Source organism: Methylomagnum ishizawai (assembly GCF_900155475.1).
Taxonomy (GTDB): Bacteria; Pseudomonadota; Gammaproteobacteria; order Methylococcales; family Methylococcaceae; genus Methylomagnum; species Methylomagnum ishizawai_A.
On the sequence record NZ_FXAM01000001.1, the window covers coordinates 3,112,242 to 3,128,740 of the forward strand.

17 protein-coding genes and 1 tRNA gene are annotated in these 16,499 nt (G+C 63.6%); 6 read left to right on the forward strand and 12 right to left on the reverse strand.

Features of this window, described 5'->3' with window-relative positions:
- Positions 1–29: 29 nt before the first annotated feature.
- The 7 genes from secF to tpiA form a co-directional block, all read right to left on the reverse strand.
- Positions 30–962 carry a protein translocase subunit SecF gene (gene secF / locus B9N93_RS13695; protein ID WP_085214561.1) on the reverse strand — a complete coding sequence of 311 codons (933 nt, stop codon included), beginning with the start codon at positions 960–962 and terminating at the stop codon, positions 30–32.
- 12 nt (positions 963–974) lie between these two features.
- A complete protein-coding gene (gene secD / locus B9N93_RS13700) occupies positions 975–2,819 on the reverse strand; it encodes a protein translocase subunit SecD (RefSeq protein ID WP_085214563.1) in 1,845 nt (614 codons plus the stop codon).
- Between the two features lie 63 nt (positions 2,820–2,882).
- Entirely contained in the window at positions 2,883–3,230 is a 348-nt protein-coding gene (yajC, locus tag B9N93_RS13705) for a preprotein translocase subunit YajC (RefSeq protein ID WP_085214564.1), read from the reverse strand.
- A 101-nt stretch (positions 3,231–3,331) separates the two neighbouring features.
- Positions 3,332–4,438 carry a tRNA guanosine(34) transglycosylase Tgt gene (gene tgt, locus B9N93_RS13710; RefSeq protein WP_085214566.1) on the reverse strand — a complete coding sequence of 369 codons (1,107 nt, stop codon included), beginning with the start codon at positions 4,436–4,438 and terminating at the stop codon, positions 3,332–3,334.
- Positions 4,439–4,513: 75 nt separating this feature from the next.
- Positions 4,514–4,598: transfer RNA gene (locus tag B9N93_RS13715), tRNA-Leu, on the reverse strand.
- Between the two features lie 29 nt (positions 4,599–4,627).
- Complete coding sequence (gene secG / locus B9N93_RS13720) at positions 4,628–4,999, reverse strand: preprotein translocase subunit SecG (protein ID WP_085214567.1); 372 nt, start codon at positions 4,997–4,999, stop codon at positions 4,628–4,630.
- A gap of 18 nt (positions 5,000–5,017) precedes the next feature.
- Positions 5,018–5,770: a triose-phosphate isomerase gene (tpiA, locus tag B9N93_RS13725; protein ID WP_085214569.1), complete on the reverse strand. Its 753-nt coding sequence runs from the start codon at positions 5,768–5,770 to the stop codon at positions 5,018–5,020.
- A 513-nt stretch (positions 5,771–6,283) separates the two neighbouring features.
- Here tpiA and B9N93_RS13730 point away from each other — a divergent pair.
- Together B9N93_RS13730 and queG are read left to right on the forward strand one after the other, a co-directional pair.
- Positions 6,284–6,682, forward strand: coding sequence for a hypothetical protein (locus B9N93_RS13730; RefSeq protein ID WP_085214570.1), 399 nt, complete (start codon positions 6,284–6,286; stop codon positions 6,680–6,682).
- Between the two features lie 87 nt (positions 6,683–6,769).
- Positions 6,770–7,831 (forward strand): tRNA epoxyqueuosine(34) reductase QueG, encoded by a 1,062-nt coding sequence (gene queG, locus B9N93_RS13735; protein ID WP_085214572.1) that lies wholly within the window; start codon positions 6,770–6,772, stop codon positions 7,829–7,831.
- Between the two features lie 8 nt (positions 7,832–7,839).
- On the opposite strand, the gene B9N93_RS13740 is transcribed toward queG, so the two are convergent.
- Complete coding sequence (locus tag B9N93_RS13740; RefSeq protein WP_085214573.1) at positions 7,840–8,256, reverse strand: DUF2845 domain-containing protein; 417 nt, start codon at positions 8,254–8,256, stop codon at positions 7,840–7,842.
- Between the two features lie 106 nt (positions 8,257–8,362).
- Between B9N93_RS13740 and soxZ the strand changes: the two genes are divergently transcribed.
- The 4 genes from soxZ to B9N93_RS13760 all read left to right on the forward strand — a co-directional run bounded on the left by soxZ (position 8,363) and on the right by B9N93_RS13760 (position 12,070).
- Positions 8,363–8,674: a thiosulfate oxidation carrier complex protein SoxZ gene (gene soxZ / locus B9N93_RS13745; RefSeq protein WP_085214575.1), complete on the forward strand. Its 312-nt coding sequence runs from the start codon at positions 8,363–8,365 to the stop codon at positions 8,672–8,674.
- 85 nt (positions 8,675–8,759) lie between these two features.
- Positions 8,760–9,149: a hypothetical protein gene (locus B9N93_RS13750; protein ID WP_085214577.1), complete on the forward strand. Its 390-nt coding sequence runs from the start codon at positions 8,760–8,762 to the stop codon at positions 9,147–9,149.
- Between the two features lie 162 nt (positions 9,150–9,311).
- Positions 9,312–10,019 (forward strand): DUF2760 domain-containing protein, encoded by a 708-nt coding sequence (locus B9N93_RS13755; protein ID WP_085214579.1) that lies wholly within the window; start codon positions 9,312–9,314, stop codon positions 10,017–10,019.
- Positions 10,016–12,070 carry an Hsp70 family protein gene (locus B9N93_RS13760; RefSeq protein ID WP_085214581.1) on the forward strand — a complete coding sequence of 685 codons (2,055 nt, stop codon included), beginning with the start codon at positions 10,016–10,018 and terminating at the stop codon, positions 12,068–12,070. Before B9N93_RS13755 ends, B9N93_RS13760 begins: the two co-directional genes overlap by 4 nt.
- A gap of 38 nt (positions 12,071–12,108) precedes the next feature.
- On the opposite strand, the gene B9N93_RS13765 is transcribed toward B9N93_RS13760, so the two are convergent.
- From B9N93_RS13765 to B9N93_RS13780, 4 genes are all read right to left on the reverse strand, one after another.
- Positions 12,109–13,494 carry an FAD-binding oxidoreductase gene (locus B9N93_RS13765; RefSeq protein ID WP_085214584.1) on the reverse strand — a complete coding sequence of 462 codons (1,386 nt, stop codon included), beginning with the start codon at positions 13,492–13,494 and terminating at the stop codon, positions 12,109–12,111.
- A gap of 5 nt (positions 13,495–13,499) precedes the next feature.
- Positions 13,500–14,090 carry a phosphoheptose isomerase gene (locus tag B9N93_RS13770; RefSeq protein WP_085214586.1) on the reverse strand — a complete coding sequence of 197 codons (591 nt, stop codon included), beginning with the start codon at positions 14,088–14,090 and terminating at the stop codon, positions 13,500–13,502.
- A 90-nt stretch (positions 14,091–14,180) separates the two neighbouring features.
- Positions 14,181–14,549 (reverse strand): YraN family protein, encoded by a 369-nt coding sequence (locus B9N93_RS13775; RefSeq protein WP_254899395.1) that lies wholly within the window; start codon positions 14,547–14,549, stop codon positions 14,181–14,183.
- Positions 14,546–16,459 carry a penicillin-binding protein activator gene (locus B9N93_RS13780; RefSeq protein ID WP_085214590.1) on the reverse strand — a complete coding sequence of 638 codons (1,914 nt, stop codon included), beginning with the start codon at positions 16,457–16,459 and terminating at the stop codon, positions 14,546–14,548. Before B9N93_RS13780 ends, B9N93_RS13775 begins: the two co-directional genes overlap by 4 nt.
- Positions 16,460–16,499: the final 40 nt, after the last annotated feature.

Below are 16,499 nucleotides of genomic sequence, written 5' to 3' on the forward strand. Positions count from 1 at the left end.
GCGGCCTTTTCCATGGATATCGAACCGGCTCAAGGACGGTTATCGATGGGCTGCCCCTTCTCCGGCAATAGCAAATCGGCCCGGCTCACGCCCAGGGCCAAGGCCACGGGGCATGCCACCAGCACCGACGAATAGATACCGAACACGATGCCGATGGTCAGGGCCAGGGCGAAATTGTGCAGCGCCTCGCCGCCGAAGAAGAACATCGCCAGCACCATCAACTGGGTCATGCTGTGGGTGATGACGGTACGCGACATGGTGGCGGTGATGGCGTTGTCGATGACCTCGGTCACGCTGGCGCGGCGCATCTTGCGGAAGTTCTCGCGCACCCGGTCGAACACCACCACCGATTCGTTCACCGAATAGCCCAGGATGGCGAGGATGCCGGCCAGGACGCTGAGGGTGAATTCCCATTGGAAGAAGGCGAACATGCCGAGGATGATCACGATATCGTGCATGTTGGCGATGATCGCCGCCACCGAGAAGCGCCAGGCGAACCGCAGCGACAAATAGGCCATGATGCCGAACGCCACCAGGAGCAGGGCCAATACCCCGCTCTCGTAGAGTTCCTGGCCGACCTGCGGACCCACGAATTCGACCCGGCGCAAGGTCGCCGAAGCGTCCTGGGCCTTGAGGCTGGACAGCACCTGCTCGCTCAGTTGCGGACCCTTCACGCCTTCTTTCAGCGGCAGGCGGATCAGCACTTCCTTGGAGGTACCGAAGTTCTGCACCGCCACCTCGCTCATTTCCTGTTGTTCCAGGGCGGTGCGGATGGCCTCGATATTGGCGGGCTGCGAATAACTGACCTCGATCAACATGCCGCCGGTGAAATCGATCCCTAGGTTCAAGCCCCGGAAGACCAAGGCCAATACCGCCAGGATGAACGTCACCAAGGAGATGGTGGTGGTGATCTTCCCATAGCGCATGAACGGGATGTCATGCTTGATTTTGAAAAGCTCCATGAAACCGCCCCCTTAGATGGCTAGCTGGGTCAGCTTGCGGCGCTGACCATAGGTGAGATTGACCAGCGCCCGCGAAACCACCACGGCGCTGAAGATCGAGGTCAGGATGCCGATGCACAAGACCGCCGCGAACCCGCGCACCGGACCCGAACCCAGCATGAACAAGGCGACACCAGCCACGAAGGTGGTCACGTTGGAGTCGAGGATGGTGGCGAAGGCGCGTTCATAGCCAGCGTAGATGGCGAGCTGCGGCGAGATGCCCATGCGCAGTTCCTCGCGGATACGCTCGTTGATGAGGACGTTGGCGTCGATGGCCATACCCACCGTGAGCGCGATACCGGCGAGGCCCGGCAAGGTCAAGGTCGCCTGCATCACCGATAACACCGCGACCAGGAGCAGCACGTTGGAACCCAAGGCCAGGATCGAGAACAAGCCGAACACGCGGTAATACACGATCATGAATATCGCGATGGCAACGAAGCCGTAGCCGTTGGAACTCACGCCGCGCTCGATGTTCTCCTTGCCCATGCTGGGACCGATGGTGCGTTCCTCGACGATATCGACCGGCGCGGCCAGGGCGCCGGCCCGCAGCAACAGGGCGAGGTTGCGGGCTTCCTCGGTGCTGTCCAGCCCGGAAATCTGGAAGCGCTTGCCCAGGCGGTCGCGGATGGTCGCCACGTTGATGACTTCCTCCACCTTGCGGTGTGTCGTCACCTTCTGGCCATCGACTTCCTTGGTTTCGGCCTTGTTCTCGATGTAGACCACGGCCATGGGCTTGCCGATGTTGTCGCGGCTGACATCGGCCATTTTGCGGGAGCCGGGACCGTTCAAGGTCACGAATACCGCCGCCGAACCGGATTGCTGTTCCAGGCCGGAAGAGGAATCGACGATCTGGTCGCCGGTGACGATGATCTTGCGTTGCAGCAGGAGGGGCCTGCCGTTGCGGTCCTTGTAGAGGCGGGAACCGATGGGGGTCTTGCTTTCTTCGGTGGGGGTCGGGTGTTCGGTATCGACCAGCCGGAATTCCAAAGTCGCGGTCGCGCCCAGGATTTCCTTGGCGCGGGCGGTATCCTGCACGCCGGGCAATTGCACCACGATGCGGTCCTCGCCCTGCTGCTGGATCAAGGGTTCGGCCACGCCCAGTTCGTTGACGCGGTTGCGCAGGGTGGTGATGTTCTGGGCCACGGCGAGGCGGCGGATTTCGCGCTGCTCGGGTTCGGTGAGGTTGCCGCGGATCACGGTGTCCTGGATGTCCAGGGCCAGGCCGCGCACTTCGCGCTTGATGATGTCCTTGGCTTGGCCCAGGGTGGCGAGGTCGGCGAATTTCACCACCACGGTCTTGCCGTCGCGGTCCACCGATTGATAGCGGATTTTGCTTTCCCGCAGCAGGGAGCGGATGTCCTCGGCGTAGCGTTCCTCGGCCTGGGTCAGGGCGGCATCGGTATCGACCTGCATCAGGAAATGCACGCCGCCCCTGAGGTCGAGACCCAGGTACATCGGCTTGGCCCCCAAGGCGCGGAGCCAATCCGGGGTCGCGGGGGCGAGGTTGAGCGCCACCACATAGTTCTCGCCCATGCCGGTTTGCAGGGCATCGGCGGCTTTGATCTGGTTATCGGTCTGGGCATAGCGGATCAACAAGCGCTTGTCCGCCAATTCGACCGACTTGGGTTTCAGCCCGGCGTCGCCCAGGAGTTTCTCGACCTTCTCGACGGTGGTCTGGTCCAGCTTCGCGCCCCTGGACGGGGAAAGCTGGACCGAAGGGTCTTCGCCGAATAGGTTGGGCAGCGCGTAAATGACCGCGAGCGCCAGCACGGCGAGTATCAAAAGGTTTTTCCAAAGTGGAAAGCTGTTTCGCATGGTTGCTGCCTAATAGCGGGCGATGCCGGGGAAAGGCATCCGCGATGGAAGGACTCCCGTGTGTTATTTTTCGGCCTTCTTCCTGGCCTTGTAGGTGCCCTTGGGAACCAGGGACGCGATGGCGTGGCGCTGCACGTAGATATGGACGTTGTCGGTGAGTTCGAGTTGGACGAAACTGTCGTCTAGGTCGGAAACCTTGCCCAGGATACCGCCAGTGGTGACGACCTCGGCCCCTTTGCCCAGGCTGTCGAGCATCTTTTTCTGTTCCTTGTTGCGCTTCTGCTGGGGCATCACGAACAGGAAGTAAAACACCGCCAGGATACCCAGCGGCAAAATCAAACCGGCCAGACCCGGTGCTTGCGCCGCTGGTGCCGCAGCTTCGGCCATTGCGTCGGAAATGAAGAAACCCATGATCGATCCTTTACTTAGCGTTGGATAAAGCGCGGCATTATGGCACAAAATCCGCAACGATTTCTCTCCGCCGACGAAGCCGGGACCGGGAAATCGCGACGCTAAGCTCCGCCATTCCGCTGCCGGGCGTAGAAATCGGCGACAAAGCCATCCAGGTTCCCCGCCTCGATGGCCGCCCGCAGCCCGGCCATCAGTTCCTGGTAATAGAACAGGTTGTGGATGGTATTGAGCCGGGCGCCCAAAATTTCCCCGCATTTGTCCAGGTGCCGCAGATAGGACCGGCTGTAATGGCGGCAGGTATAGCAGCCGCATTCCTCGTCCAAGGGCCGGGTATCGCGCTGGTATGGGCTATTGCGGATACGGATCGCGCCATTGCGGGTGAAGAGATGGCCGTTGCGGGCGTTGCGGGTGGGCATGACGCAATCGAACATGTCGATACCGACCCGCACCGCCTCGACGATATCCTCGGGCGTGCCCACGCCCATCAGATAGCGCGGCCTGCCCTGGGGCATCCTGGGCATCAGGGCGTCCAGCACCCGCGCCCGGTCTTCCTTGGGCTCGCCCACCGACAAGCCGCCGATGGCATAGCCGTCGAAACCGATGGCTTGCAAACCCTCGACCGATTCCAGCCGCAATTCTTCGTATACCCCGCCTTGCACGATGCCGAACAAAGCCGCCGGGTTGTCGCCATGAGCCTCGCGGCTGCGCCTGGCCCAGCGCAAGGACAAGCGCATCGATTGCGCCGCCTGCTCGTAGGTGGCGGGATACGGCGTGCATTCGTCGAAGATCATCACGATATCGGAACCCAGTTCGCGCTGCACCGCCATGGATTCTTCCGGTCCCAGGAACACCTCGCTCCCATCCACCGGCGAACGGAAGCGCACGCCCGCCTCGCCGATCTTGCGCATGGCCCCGAGGCTGAACACCTGGAAACCGCCGGAATCGGTGAGGATCGGCCCCTGCCAGTGCATGAAACCGTGCAGATCGCCGTGCAGCCGGATGATTTCGGTGCCGGGCCTGAGCATCAGATGGAAAGTGTTGCCGAGGATGATATCGGCCCCGAGGCCGGCGAGTTCCTCCGGCGTCATCGCCTTGACGGTGCCATAGGTGCCCACCGGCATGAAGGCCGGGGTGCGCACCCGGCCCCTGGGAAACACCAGTTCCCCCCGGCGGGCCGCGCCGCAAGTGCTGCTTATGTTGAATTCCATGGGATTTTTCCGGGGTCGGAAACGAAATCGGCCCACCGGAGGGGTGGGCCGAATCGTAAGCGGATCGCTTAATGTTGGTGCCGATGGTCGGATTTGAACCGACACGACTTGCGTCACCACCCCCTCAAGATGGCGTGTCTACCAATTTCACCACATCGGCAGCTGGACTGGGTTCGCTAAGAACCGGGATCAAGGCACCGACGGCGTTTGAGGGGTGTCGGTGGGTGCCGGTACATCGGATTTCTTAGCGGGTTCCTCGATGATGGGAGGAAGGTCGCGCTGGGCTGGATTTTCCGTTTGGGGAGCATCCATGAGGTCATGCCCTTTATTATCGAGGTTCCCGGCCATGTATGCAAGGCTTAAGCTGGTCAGGAAGAAAATGGTTCCCAGGATCGCCGTGGTGCGCGACAGGAACGAGGCCGCGCCACGGGCACCGAACAGCGTGTTGGAACCGCCGCCGAAACCGACACCCGCGTCGGCACCGCGCCCTTGCTGCAACATCACCAAGCCGATGACCGCCGCCGCCACCAAGACATGAAGAATCGTTAAGACCTGATACATAACCGGAAATCTACCTAATTAAGCCGCGAGGCAAATTGCGAGGAAGGATTTGGCATCCAAGGAAGCGCCGCCGACCAGACCGCCATCCACATCGGGCATCCCGAACAGCGCCGCCGCGTTGTCGGCCTTGACGCTGCCACCGTAGAGGATTTGCAGACCTTCCGCCACTTCCGCATCGAGTTTGGCGATTTGGGCGCGGATATAAGCGTGGACTTCCTGGGCTTGCTCGGTGGTGGCGGTGCGCCCGGTGCCGATGGCCCACACGGGCTCGTAGGCGATGACGGCTTGGGACAGGGAAGCCACGCCGCACAGGTCGAGGACGGCCTGCAATTGTTCGTCGATCACGGCGAAGGTTTTGTCCTGCTCGCGTTCTTCGAGGGTTTCGCCGACGCAGAAGATGGGGGTGATGCCGTGTTCGATGGCTTTGGCGTAGCGGGCGGCGACCAGGGCGTTGGTTTCGCCGTAAACCAGGCGGCGTTCGGAATGGCCGACGATGGCGTAGGCGCAGCCGAACTCCTTGAGCATGGGCGCGGAAATTTCGCCGGTGAAAGCGCCTTGGTCTTGGTCGGCCACGTTCTGGGCACCGAGGGCGATGGTCTTACCGGCCAGCATGGCTCCGAGTTCGGGGATGAACACGTAGGCGGGGCAGACGCCCACCTGGGCCTTGGCATCGGTGGGCAAGCCCGCGAGCAGGTCCGCCAACAACTGTTGCGCGGTCGCGCGGGTGCAGTTCATTTTCCAGTTTCCAACCACCAAGGGACGGCGCGCCATAGCTAGCTCCTGAGTTGAGTAAATCGCGGAAGCTTACTGAGTTAAACAGCGCATTTCAAGCTAAGAGCGCATTGGGCCGGGCAGCTGGGCGTGAAACCCCGTTTTCCCCACATCCAATCCACCCGCAGCGGGCCTAGATCGCATCCCAAGCGGATGGGATCGCCGTTAATCCAGATTTATGATGAGGTAAAGCCATGCCCACCGTGGTTTGATCTGGGCAAGCCCGGCTCGATTAGCGCTATCAAGGACCAAGATCGCCACAATAAAGCCATACATTCTAGCCAATCCACAAGCAGGATTTCAACGTAAATAAGTCACTGAATTTTGCCGCTATCGGGCCTAGGCTTGATGGCGACGTATTGGGGTTGTTTTCCGACCGGAACCGCCAACAGCCCGCAGGCCAAGCCACGGCCCGCCCCATAAGATACCTCTCATCAACCCCCAACCAATACACGAATCCATAAACTCCACAGCCACAGGTGAAACAGACTTCCAGAAAACCAGGAATCCCACATGATCCCCTACTACCTCGCCATCTACGCCATCGGCACCGCGATCATCCTCTACTTCGCCCGCGAAACCAAAAGCTTCCTGGCCAGCCATGCCAGCATCGACCACCCGGACGGGCTCGAAGCCTTCAAACGCCTCGCCCGGCGCAATATGACCATGGCCCTGCCCTATGGCTTGTTCATGATCATCGGCGTCGCGCTCGGCCTGCATATCGTGCAACAGGACAACCTCGCCGGATTCAGCCTGTTCGCCGCCGCCAATATCCCGTTCATGACGGCGGCCTTGGCCCTGCGCAGGCTGGAAATCCAAGCGCGGGAACTCCCCTGCACCGATCCCGTTTTCATCGTCGAATACAACCGGGTTTCGCGCTCCTGGCTGCAAGACCTCTGGCCCAAGTTCTAAAATACCCAGCCAGGGCGGCTTTCCCACCCTGGCTCCCCGTCCCGCCGCGGCATAATAGGGACCATCCGCCCATCCACCACGCCGCCCATGTCCCCGATTCCAGAATCCCGCATCACCCGCGCCCGCATCCTCGCCCTGGCCCAGGCACTCGGCTTCCAGAACATCGGCATCGCCGACATCGAACTCGCCCAGGCCGAACAACGGTTGGCGGATTGGCTCAGGGCTGGTTTCCACGGCGCGATGGACTATATGGAGCGCCACGGCAGCAAGCGCGGCCGCCCCGCCGAACTGGTGCCCGGCACCGTGAGCGTCATCAGCGCCCGCATGGACTACCTGCCGGAATCCCGCGCCCGGATGTGGCAACGGCTGGAAGACCCGGACAGCGCCTACATCTCACGCTACGCCCTGGGCCGTGACTACCACAAACTCCTGCGGAAACGCCTGCAACAACTGGCCGAACGCATCGCCGACGATATCGGCCCCTACGGCTACCGCGTCTTCACCGACAGCGCCCCCGTGCTGGAAAAGCCCCTGGCCGCCCAGGCCGGACTCGGTTGGATCGGCAAGCACACCAATCTCATCGACCGCAAGGCCGGTTCCTTCTTCTTCCTGGGGGAAATCTACACCGACCTGCGCCTGCCGCCCGACGCGGAGGCCACGGCCCATTGCGGCAGTTGCACGGCCTGCCTGGATATCTGCCCCACAACAGCCATCGTCGCGCCCTACCGGCTGGACGCCCGCCGCTGCATTTCCTATCTCACCATCGAATGGCGCGGCTCCATCCCCTTGGAATTCCGGGAAGCCCTGGGCAACCGCGTCTACGGCTGCGACGATTGCCAATTGGTCTGCCCCTGGAACCGCTATGCCCAACCGACCCAGGAACCCGGTTTCCTGCCCCGGCACGGGCTGGACACGGCGGGCTTGATCGAATTGTTCGGCTGGGACGAGGCAGAATTCCTGCGCAAGACCGAAGGCTCGGCGATCCGCCGCATCGGCCACGAATGCTGGCTGAGGAATCTCGCGGTGGGATTGGGCAACGCGCCCACGGGACCGGAAGTCCGCGCCGCGCTAGCGGCACGGGCGGGGCATCCTTCGGCCTTGGTGCGGGAACATGTGGCCTGGGCCTTGGAACGGCAGGGTGGTTTTTAGCCCGCCCTTCAATTCATATTCCGCTGGCCCCACAAATTCTCGATGAACACCAACCGGCCATTCTCGAAGCGCAGCAGTTTGGGCACGTTGCCATGCCCGGCGTCGGAGTAGTACCACTCCTCGACCTCGACCGGCACCGTGCTTTGCACCGGCACCTGCACGCAGAACGTCCGGGGCTGGTTCACCACCCTCATGCCGCCGTGGCCATCCGGCATCCTGATCGACTCGAACTGGGTCTGGCAATTGGGCACGAAGTTGGTGACCAGCCGCCATTCGGTGCGGCGGTCGCCGGATTGCGGGTCGCCGCATTTCTGATCGACATCGAACTTGGTCTGGCCTTCCTCGATGATCCAGCCGTTGCAGCGCCAAGCCCAAGCCTGGGCGCTCATCCCCAACAGCAGCAAGCACAGGAACAAACGTCGCATGGGAAACCTCCACGGAATAGGGACGGCCAAAAGTTCGTATTAAAATGGGCGGCGGCGAAAACCCACCCCCCGGAACCGGCGATCACACTGTCATCATAAAGCGGCGATGTCCACGTTAAAACTACGCAGCAGACAACAGGACGGCTTCACCCTGGTCCACGTCCTCATCGAGCATCCGATGGAAACCGGACGCCGCCGCGACGAAACCACCGGCGCCCTGGTCCCGGCCCATTTCATCGAACAAGTCCGGTTCGAACATAACGGCCAGCGGGTCGCCACCTGCGCCCTCAGCACGGCGGTCTCGCAAAACCCCTATCTTTCGATCCGCTTCCGGGGCGGGAAATCCGGGGACAAAATCCGGGTGAGTTGGTCCGACAACCAGGGCCAACACGACAGCGCCGAAACCACCGTGGCCTGATGCCTCAAGTTCCGCCCATCCCGGACATGGCGTAGAATCCGGGGTTCGCCCCCCTATCACCTTAGCATTCAGGAGCTTACCATCCATGACCCCTCCGGCCCGCGCCGCCCTCATCGGAGCCTTGCTCGCCTTCGCCGCCGCCATCCAGGCCGAAGAAGGCTCATGGGAACCCTCGACCCTGAGTCCCGCCACCCTGGACAAGGTCCGGGACACCTTGAAGGTCTACCAGCAATGCGCCAACGACGAAACCCGCGCCCATCTCGACGACAAGATGGATTCGCGCCAGGTCGCCGACTTGATCCTGCGCAATTGCGAGGACAAGCTGAACGGCATCAAAACCGCCTTCGACGCCGAGAAAGTCCCGGCCTCGATTTCCGAGCGCTACATGCGCAGCAAACGCTCCATGGCCGCCCAACAAATCCTCCGCGTGGTCATGGCCCATCAGGCCATGCAATCCGCCCAGGCCGCCCATTGAACCGGGCGAGCTTAATTTTCCCCATCTGAACGCCCGCTGAACCACCGCCCACAGTTGAATTAGGGCGCGGAAAGACCCATTTCCGGGGACTGGCGGGCAGCCCGGCCCAGCCATCGCCATCCCGAAACGAACGGAATCCACACAAGAACCCAGAGGTCCAGAATGCCGCCTATCGATCCCAACCTACTGCCAACCACCCTAGACGCCGTCCATCTCGGACTGGCCGCCCTGGTGCTGGTGCAATTTATCCTCATCCTGGTCCTGCTGACGGCGGGCATCGCCGCCCTGCTGCGGCGCGACAAACCCGTCACCGTGATGCTGGAGCGCGTCCCCGCCGAAATGCTGCCCGCGCCCTACCCCGAACCCATCCGCATCGCCATTGAGCGCGTGCCGCAGGAAATGATCCCCAAGGCCGCCCCGGTCCCCGCGCCCACGCCCGCGCCCAAGCCGGTGGAAATCCAAAAGCCCGAGCCGGTCATCGTCAAGGAAGCCACCCCGGAAGCCGCCCTGCAACTGCTCGGCCTCCTGCAAAAGGAAGCCCGCTTCCTGGATTTCGTGCAGGAGGAAGTCGCGGGCTATAGCGATGCCGAGATCGGCGCGGCCTCCCGCGTGGTCCACGAAGGCTGCCGCCGGGTATTGCGCCAGCATTTCGACCTGGAGCCGGTGCGCAAGGAACAAGAAGGCCAGCGCATCACCCTGCCCAAGGGCTTCGACGCCGCCGCCGTGCGCCCGACCGGCAATATCGTCGGCGAACCGCCCTTCAACGGTACCCTGGTCCACCGCGGCTGGCGCGCGGCCCAGGTGAAACTGCCGAAGATCGCCGAAGGCCATAATGTCAACATCATCGCCCCCGCCGAGGTGGAACTGTGAGCAAGTATTCTGTCGGTATCGACCTGGGCACGACCAACAGCGTCGTGTCGTTCGTGGACCTGAGCCAAACCGATGGCGAAAAAGCCCCGCTCGAAGTCTTGGAAATCCCGCAATTGACCTCGCCCGGCAGCGTGGGCGACAAGAAGCAATTGCCCTCCTTCATCTACCAAGCCCACGAGGCCGAACTCGCCCCCGGCGATATCGTGCTGCCCTGGAACGCCCAGCCCGAGGCCATCGTCGGCGAAATCGCCCGCCAACTCGGCGGCAAAAGCCCGATCCGCCTGGTCGCCAGCGGCAAAAGCTGGCTCTCGCACAGCGGCGTGGACCGGCGTTCGGCCTTGCTGCCGCTGCAATCGCCGGAGGAGGTCAAGCGGGTTTCGCCCTTGCAAACCGCCATCGAATACCTGCGGCATATGCGCGACGCCTGGAACGCCCGGTTCCCGGACCAGCCCTTGGAACAGCAGGATTTGGTCATCACCGTGCCGGCCTCGTTCGACCCGGCGGCGCGGGAACTCACGGTCGAAGCCGCCCACGCCGTGGGACTCAAACAGGCGGTACTGTTGGAAGAACCGCAATCGGCGCTCTATAGCTGGATTCAGCAAAGCGAAGGCAAGTGGCGCGAACAGGTCAAGCCCGGCGATATCATCCTGGTGGTGGACGTGGGCGGCGGCACCACCGACCTGTCCTTGATCGCGGTCACCGAGGACCAGGGCAATCTGGTCCTGAACCGCGTCGCCATCGGCGACCATATCCTCTTGGGCGGCGACAATATGGACCTGGCCCTGGCCTATGTGCTGAAGGCCAAGCTGCAAAGCGAGGGCAAGCGCCTGGAACCCTGGCAAATCCAAGCCCTCACCCACGGCTGCCGTGACGCCAAGGAAAAGCTCCTGACCAGCGACGACACCCAGGAAGCCGCCGTGGTGGTGCCGAGCCGGGGTTCGTCCCTGATCAGCGGCACCCTCCGCACCAGCCTGACCCGCGCCGAGGTGGACCGCACCCTGGTCGAAGGCTTCTTCCCCAAGGTCGATCTCACCGAACGCCCGCTGGCCCAGGCCCGCGCCGGCTTGACCACGCTGGGCCTGCCCTACGCCAAGGACGCCCGCATCACCTGCCATCTGGCGGCCTTCCTGGGCCGGCAGATCGGGGCCACCAGCGAGCTGCAAGGCTTCACGCCCAAGGACGGTGCCCGGATGCTGCATCCCACCGCCCTGCTGCTCAACGGCGGCGTGTTCAAGGCCACGGCCCTGGAACAGCGCCTGCTGGACGTGCTGAATAGCTGGCTGGAAGCCGACGGCGCTCCGTCCGCCCGTTTGCTGCACGGGGCCGATTTGGATTTGGCGGTGGCGCGGGGCGCGGCCTATTACGGCTATGTCCGCAAGGGCAAGGGCGTCAGGATCAAGGGCGGCACCGGCGCGGCCTATTATGTCGGCGTCGAGAGCGCCATGCCCGCCGTGCCCGGTTTCGAGCCGCCCATCGAAGCCCTGTGCATCGCGCCCTTCGGCATGGAGGAAGGCACCGAAGCCGATTTGCCGCCGTATGAATTCGGTGTGGTGGTGGGCGAGCCGGTGCATTTCCGGTTTTTCTCGTCCAATGTACGGCGCGACGACGGGGTCGGCATCCGCTTGGATTGGTGGCCCGAGGGCGAGATCGAGGAGTTGGAAGCCATCGAAATCACCCTGACCGCCGAGAAACACCGTCCCGGCGAAGTCGTGCCGGTGCATCTGGCGGCGCGGGTGACGGAAGTCGGCACGCTGCAACTCGAAGCCGTGGCACGGGACGGTGGCGAACGCTGGAAAGTGGAATTCGACGTGAGGGCCAGCGGCCAGCCCGCGCCCAAGGAAGACGCCGACGCCGCGCCGGAAGCGCCGATCCTGGGGATCGAGGCCGAGCCCGTCGCCGAACCCACAGCGGAGACAGCGCAGGAAGCGGCATCCGCCGAGGAAGCCCCGGCTGCCGAAACCGAAGCTTCCGGGGAATCCGGCGAGGAGGAATCCGCCTCGGACAAGCAGAAGGGCGGCAAAAAGAACTTCTGGGCTTCGTTCAAGGTGTGAGGGAGAGGCGGGATGGGGTCGGCAGGCCGCGTCCCGCCCTACGCCATCGGAAACCCCTTATGCCAATTCAAAATCCCCTCCGGGTCGAATTGGCGCTTGATGGCGTGCATCAGCTTCAAGGAAGCCGCGTCGAGTTCCCGGTCCACATAATCCCGCTTCTCGATGCCGACGCCATGCTCCCCCGAGAGCGTGCCGCGCAGACGCAACACCAAGCCGAACATCTCGTCCAAACAGGCATGGGCCTTGTCGTCCTCGCCCGGCTTGCCCGGATCGTAGAGCAGGTTGACATGGATATTGCCGTTGCCCGCATGGCCGAAATTGACGATGGGCAGGCCATACCGCGCCGATAGCTCGTTCAGCCCGGCGATCAACACCGGCAATTCGGTCACCGGCACCACCACGTCTTCGTTGATCTTCTTGGGCGCGATTTTGCGCAAGGTGGGCGACAGCGCCTTGCGGGTCTGCCACAGGGCTTCGACTTCCTCCTGGGTCTCGGCCACGCGGAATTCCAATAGCCCGGCGTTGTCCGCTGCGGCGCGGATGCTGTCGATCTGCGGGGCCATGGCCTGCTTGAAACCATCCACCTCGATCATCAGCAACGCCCCGGCCTGTTCCGGCAAACCCGCCGTCGAATAACGCCGCACCATGTCGATGGCGTTGCCGTCGATGAATTCCAGGGCACAGGGCACGGCAGGCTGGGCCATGATCTTGGCGATGGCCTGGGCCGCCGCGCCCACATCGCGATAAACCGCCCGCAAGGTGCGCCGGGTTTCCGGCAGGGGCGTGAGTTTCAGCGTGGCTTCGGTGATGAGCGCCAACGTTCCTTCGGAGCCGATCAGCAAGCGGGTCAGGTCGTAGCCGACCACGCCCTTGGTGGTGTAAACCCCGGTGCGGATTTCTTCGCCCGCGCCGGTGATGGCGCGGAGCCCCAGGGTGTTGTCGCGGGGCGTACCGTATTTGACGGCGCGGGGACCGGCGGAGTTATAAGCCAGATTGCCGCCCACGCTGCAAAACGCCGCGCTGGTGGGATCGGGCGGCCAGAAGAAACCATGCGGTTTCACATAATCCTGGAGGGCCTGGTTGGTGATGCCCGGCTCGACCACGATGTAGCGGTTGTCCGGCGAGAACTCCAACACCCGGTCCATGCGCTCGAACGAAGCCACCACCCCGCCGAACAAGGGTACGGTCGCGCCGGTGGTGCCGGTGCCACGGCCGCGGGCGGTCAACGGGATTTTGTATTCATGGCAGGCGCGGACCAGGGCGGCGGCTTGCTCGTGACGGGTGGGAAACACCACGGCCTCGGGCAGGACTTGCCGCTTGCTGTTGTCGTAGCCATAGACCCAGCAATCGGCGGGGTCGGTGAACAGGGCACCGGCAGGAAAAACTTCCTTGAGCCGGGCCAGGAAAGGAGCGGGCAGGGCCATGGGGTTTACTCCTCGCCGAACAGTTGTTGATCGATCAAATCGCACAGGCAATGGGTAATGAGCAGATGCGCCTCCTGGATGCGGGCGGTGACTTCGGCGGGCACCCGCAGTTCCAGGTCGGTTTCCCGCAACAAGGGAGCCAGCGCCCCGCCGTCGCGCCCGTTCAAGGCCAGGACGCTCATATCGCGGTCGTGGGCGGCGGTCACGGCACCCAGGATGCTGGCGGAATTGCCGCTGGTGGTATAGACCACCAGGATATCGTCGGCATGGCCCAGCGCCCGGATTTGCTTGGCGAAGACCTCGTCGAAGCGGTAATCGTTGGCAATCGAGGTCAGGGCGCTGCTATCGGTGGTCAAGGAAATCGCGGGCAGGCCGGGCCGGTCGCGCTCGTAGCGGTTGATGAGTTCGGAGGTGAAATGCTGCGCTTGCGCCGCCGAGCCGCCATTGCCGCAGGCCAGGATTTTGCCGTCGTTGAGCAGGCAATGGGCCAGCCGCGAACCGGCGGCTTCGATCAAATCGCCGAGCCGCATGAGGGTGTCGTGGTTGGTTGCGGCATTGGCGGTGAATTGGAAGAGAACGCGGTCTTGAAGGGTCATGATGGTTTGCTTGGATAGGGAACGATGCCGCTGGGCGCGGCCAAAGAGGATTGGTTTGGAAGAAAATCACGCTGGCGGGATGCGGGTCGCCTACCCCGCTTGGAAAGCATCTTTGACCCATAGCACCGCGAAGCCTCCCGCCGCGGGCGACAAGGCCGCCACATCGAACCGGGCGGGCCGGTCGTAGCGCCGCTCCCGCAGGAAACAGGTCGCCGTATTCCACAGCTTGGCCTGCTTGCGGCGGTCCACGCTTTCCAGGGCACCACCGAACTTCTGGCTGGCGCGATAGCGGACCTCCACGAACACCAAGGTCTCGCCCTCCTCCATGATGAGATCGACCTCGCCATACCGGCAACGGTAATTGCGTTCGACCAAGCGCAAGCCTTGTTCTTGCAAAAAGCCCAGCGCCCGGTCTTCCGCCATCCGGCCCCGAACCTGGGCGGGCGTCCTCGCGGTCACGGACTGACCGGCACCGCCGCGCCCGGCTGCATCACCGGGGCGATGCCACGGGGTTCCGGGTTGCCGTTCTGGAATTGGGCGCATTCCAATTGGCGTTGGAGCTTGTTGCCCGTGCCCAGCGACAACACGCCCGTGGCTCCGGCATAGCGATATTGCGGATCGAGCTTGAGCCGGTCCAGTTCGGGCAGCAAACGGTAGGCGTCCAGCCCCAGCGCGATCAGTTTGGTGTAATCCGGCGGGGTCTTGTCGATCTGGGATTGCAAGGCCTGGGCCGACAAGGCATCGCCCTGGTCCGGGTTCAGTAGCCAAGGCACGTCGCAGAAGATGAGGCCGTTCAAATCCTGGTCGGCCTGGGGATCGGGCTTGCCGCTATGCACATGCGAAGTCGAATAAACCCCGATCCCCGCGCCCTGTCCGGTGACGAGTTGGGGCAGGATCGAGCGGGCATCGGCGGCATCGGCGATCAAGAAGACGAAATCCGCCGTGGCTGTCTCCGGCGGGACCGCCGCCAGCAAATCCTTGACGGCGGCGGCGGAATCCTGGCCGTGCTGGGTGTATTTCTTGGTCGCCCCGATCTTGCCGCCCAGGCCGCGCCAATAGCGGGTGAAATGGTTGACCATGCGCTGCCCGAACGGCGTCGAAGGGGCCAGCACCCAGGCATTCTGCTTGCCGTCGAACCAAGCGCTGCCCGCCGCCTGCTCGACTTCCTGTTCGGGCGACAGGCCGAACTGGTACAGCCGGTCGTTGGCCGCGTCGCCCGCTTGGTTCAGTCCTAGCACCGGCACCGGCAATTCGCCGCCGCGGGCGAGGGTGGCGACCTGTTCCTTGATCAAAGGGCCGACCACACGGGTCGCACCCTCGTCCACCAGTTTGCGATAGGCCGCGCCGATATCGCCGGTTTCGGAATTGACGAAGCGCAGCGGCAGCTTGGCGGGATTGGGATCGGCGAAATGGGCGGCGATCATCCCGGCGCGGATGGCCTCGGCGGCGGGTGCGTAAGGCCCGGTCAAGGGCAGCAGCACGCCGACGAAAGGACCGCTCGGCGGCGGGGCCGCTGGCGCTTCCGGGACCGGCGCGGGTTCGGCGCCAGGCGCCGGGGGCGGATTCAGCGACACCGCCGGTTTCTGGCCCAGGGGCGTGACCCGCACACTGCGTCCGGCATCGCCCGTCATCTTTTGCAGGAACGCCCCGGCGGCGGGATGGTCGGGATAACGGGTTTCCCATTCGCTCAAGGCGGTACTAAGCCCGCTGGGCGGGATGCTTTTAAGGATACGGGTCAAGGCCATCCACCCGCCCAATACATCCGGCCAGGGCGGTTGCCTCTGGGCCAGGACGCTATCCGGCAAGCGCGATAGCGCGTCGTAGATGGCTTCGTTGTTCTTGTCGATGGCATCGGATTGGCTGAGCATCGGCCCGAGTTCCACCCGTTCGCGGGCGCTCGCCAGCATATCGCCTAGTTGGTTGTAAGCCGAAGCCCGCAGTGTGTGATAATTCTGCGCCTGGCCGCTGGTGAGCTGGCCGGGCGCGACCGTGTCCAGCTTGGCCATGGCTTCCCTGGCCCGGCCCGCGTTGAGATCCAAACGGCTTTGCAGCAATAGGAATTGGTTGCGGTCCACCGGCTCCAGTTCGCGGGGATTGACCAGATTGGCGAGTTGCTGGGCGCTACCGCCATTGCCCGCCCTCAGCGCCGCGTCGGCGGCCCGCATCAAGTAATAATCGGCATCGCCGGAAGTCTGCGCCAGATAGCGGTAGCGCCGCATCGCGCCCTCGTAGTCGCCGGACAGGAACAGGCTCTCGGCTTGCGGGTCGGGTTCGGGGGCGCCGCCCAGGCCGGGCAGCGACCGGCCCGCGCATCCGGCCAGGGCCAGGACGAGCGGCAACACGGCGAACGGGCGGAAGTCTGGGCGCATCGGCGGGATTCCCTGAAGATAAATCAAGACTGGTTTGAAA

Coding starts and splice junctions, on each gene's coding strand:
- secF (WP_085214561.1), bottom strand. CDS start 962: ATGGAGCTTTTCAAAATCAAGCATGACATCCCGTTCATGCGCTATGGG.
- secD (WP_085214563.1), bottom strand. CDS start 2,819: ATGCGAAACAGCTTTCCACTTTGGAAAAACCTTTTGATACTCGCCGTG.
- yajC (WP_085214564.1), bottom strand. CDS start 3,230: ATGGGTTTCTTCATTTCCGACGCAATGGCCGAAGCTGCGGCACCAGCG.
- tgt (WP_085214566.1), bottom strand. CDS start 4,438: ATGGAATTCAACATAAGCAGCACTTGCGGCGCGGCCCGCCGGGGGGAA.
- secG (WP_085214567.1), bottom strand. CDS start 4,999: ATGTATCAGGTCTTAACGATTCTTCATGTCTTGGTGGCGGCGGCGGTC.
- tpiA (WP_085214569.1), bottom strand. CDS start 5,770: ATGGCGCGCCGTCCCTTGGTGGTTGGAAACTGGAAAATGAACTGCACC.
- B9N93_RS13730 (WP_085214570.1), top strand. CDS start 6,284: ATGATCCCCTACTACCTCGCCATCTACGCCATCGGCACCGCGATCATC.
- queG (WP_085214572.1), top strand. CDS start 6,770: ATGTCCCCGATTCCAGAATCCCGCATCACCCGCGCCCGCATCCTCGCC.
- B9N93_RS13740 (WP_085214573.1), bottom strand. CDS start 8,256: ATGCGACGTTTGTTCCTGTGCTTGCTGCTGTTGGGGATGAGCGCCCAG.
- soxZ (WP_085214575.1), top strand. CDS start 8,363: ATGTCCACGTTAAAACTACGCAGCAGACAACAGGACGGCTTCACCCTG.
- B9N93_RS13750 (WP_085214577.1), top strand. CDS start 8,760: ATGACCCCTCCGGCCCGCGCCGCCCTCATCGGAGCCTTGCTCGCCTTC.
- B9N93_RS13755 (WP_085214579.1), top strand. CDS start 9,312: ATGCCGCCTATCGATCCCAACCTACTGCCAACCACCCTAGACGCCGTC.
- B9N93_RS13765 (WP_085214584.1), bottom strand. CDS start 13,494: ATGGCCCTGCCCGCTCCTTTCCTGGCCCGGCTCAAGGAAGTTTTTCCT.
- B9N93_RS13770 (WP_085214586.1), bottom strand. CDS start 14,090: ATGACCCTTCAAGACCGCGTTCTCTTCCAATTCACCGCCAATGCCGCA.
- B9N93_RS13780 (WP_085214590.1), bottom strand. CDS start 16,459: ATGCGCCCAGACTTCCGCCCGTTCGCCGTGTTGCCGCTCGTCCTGGCC.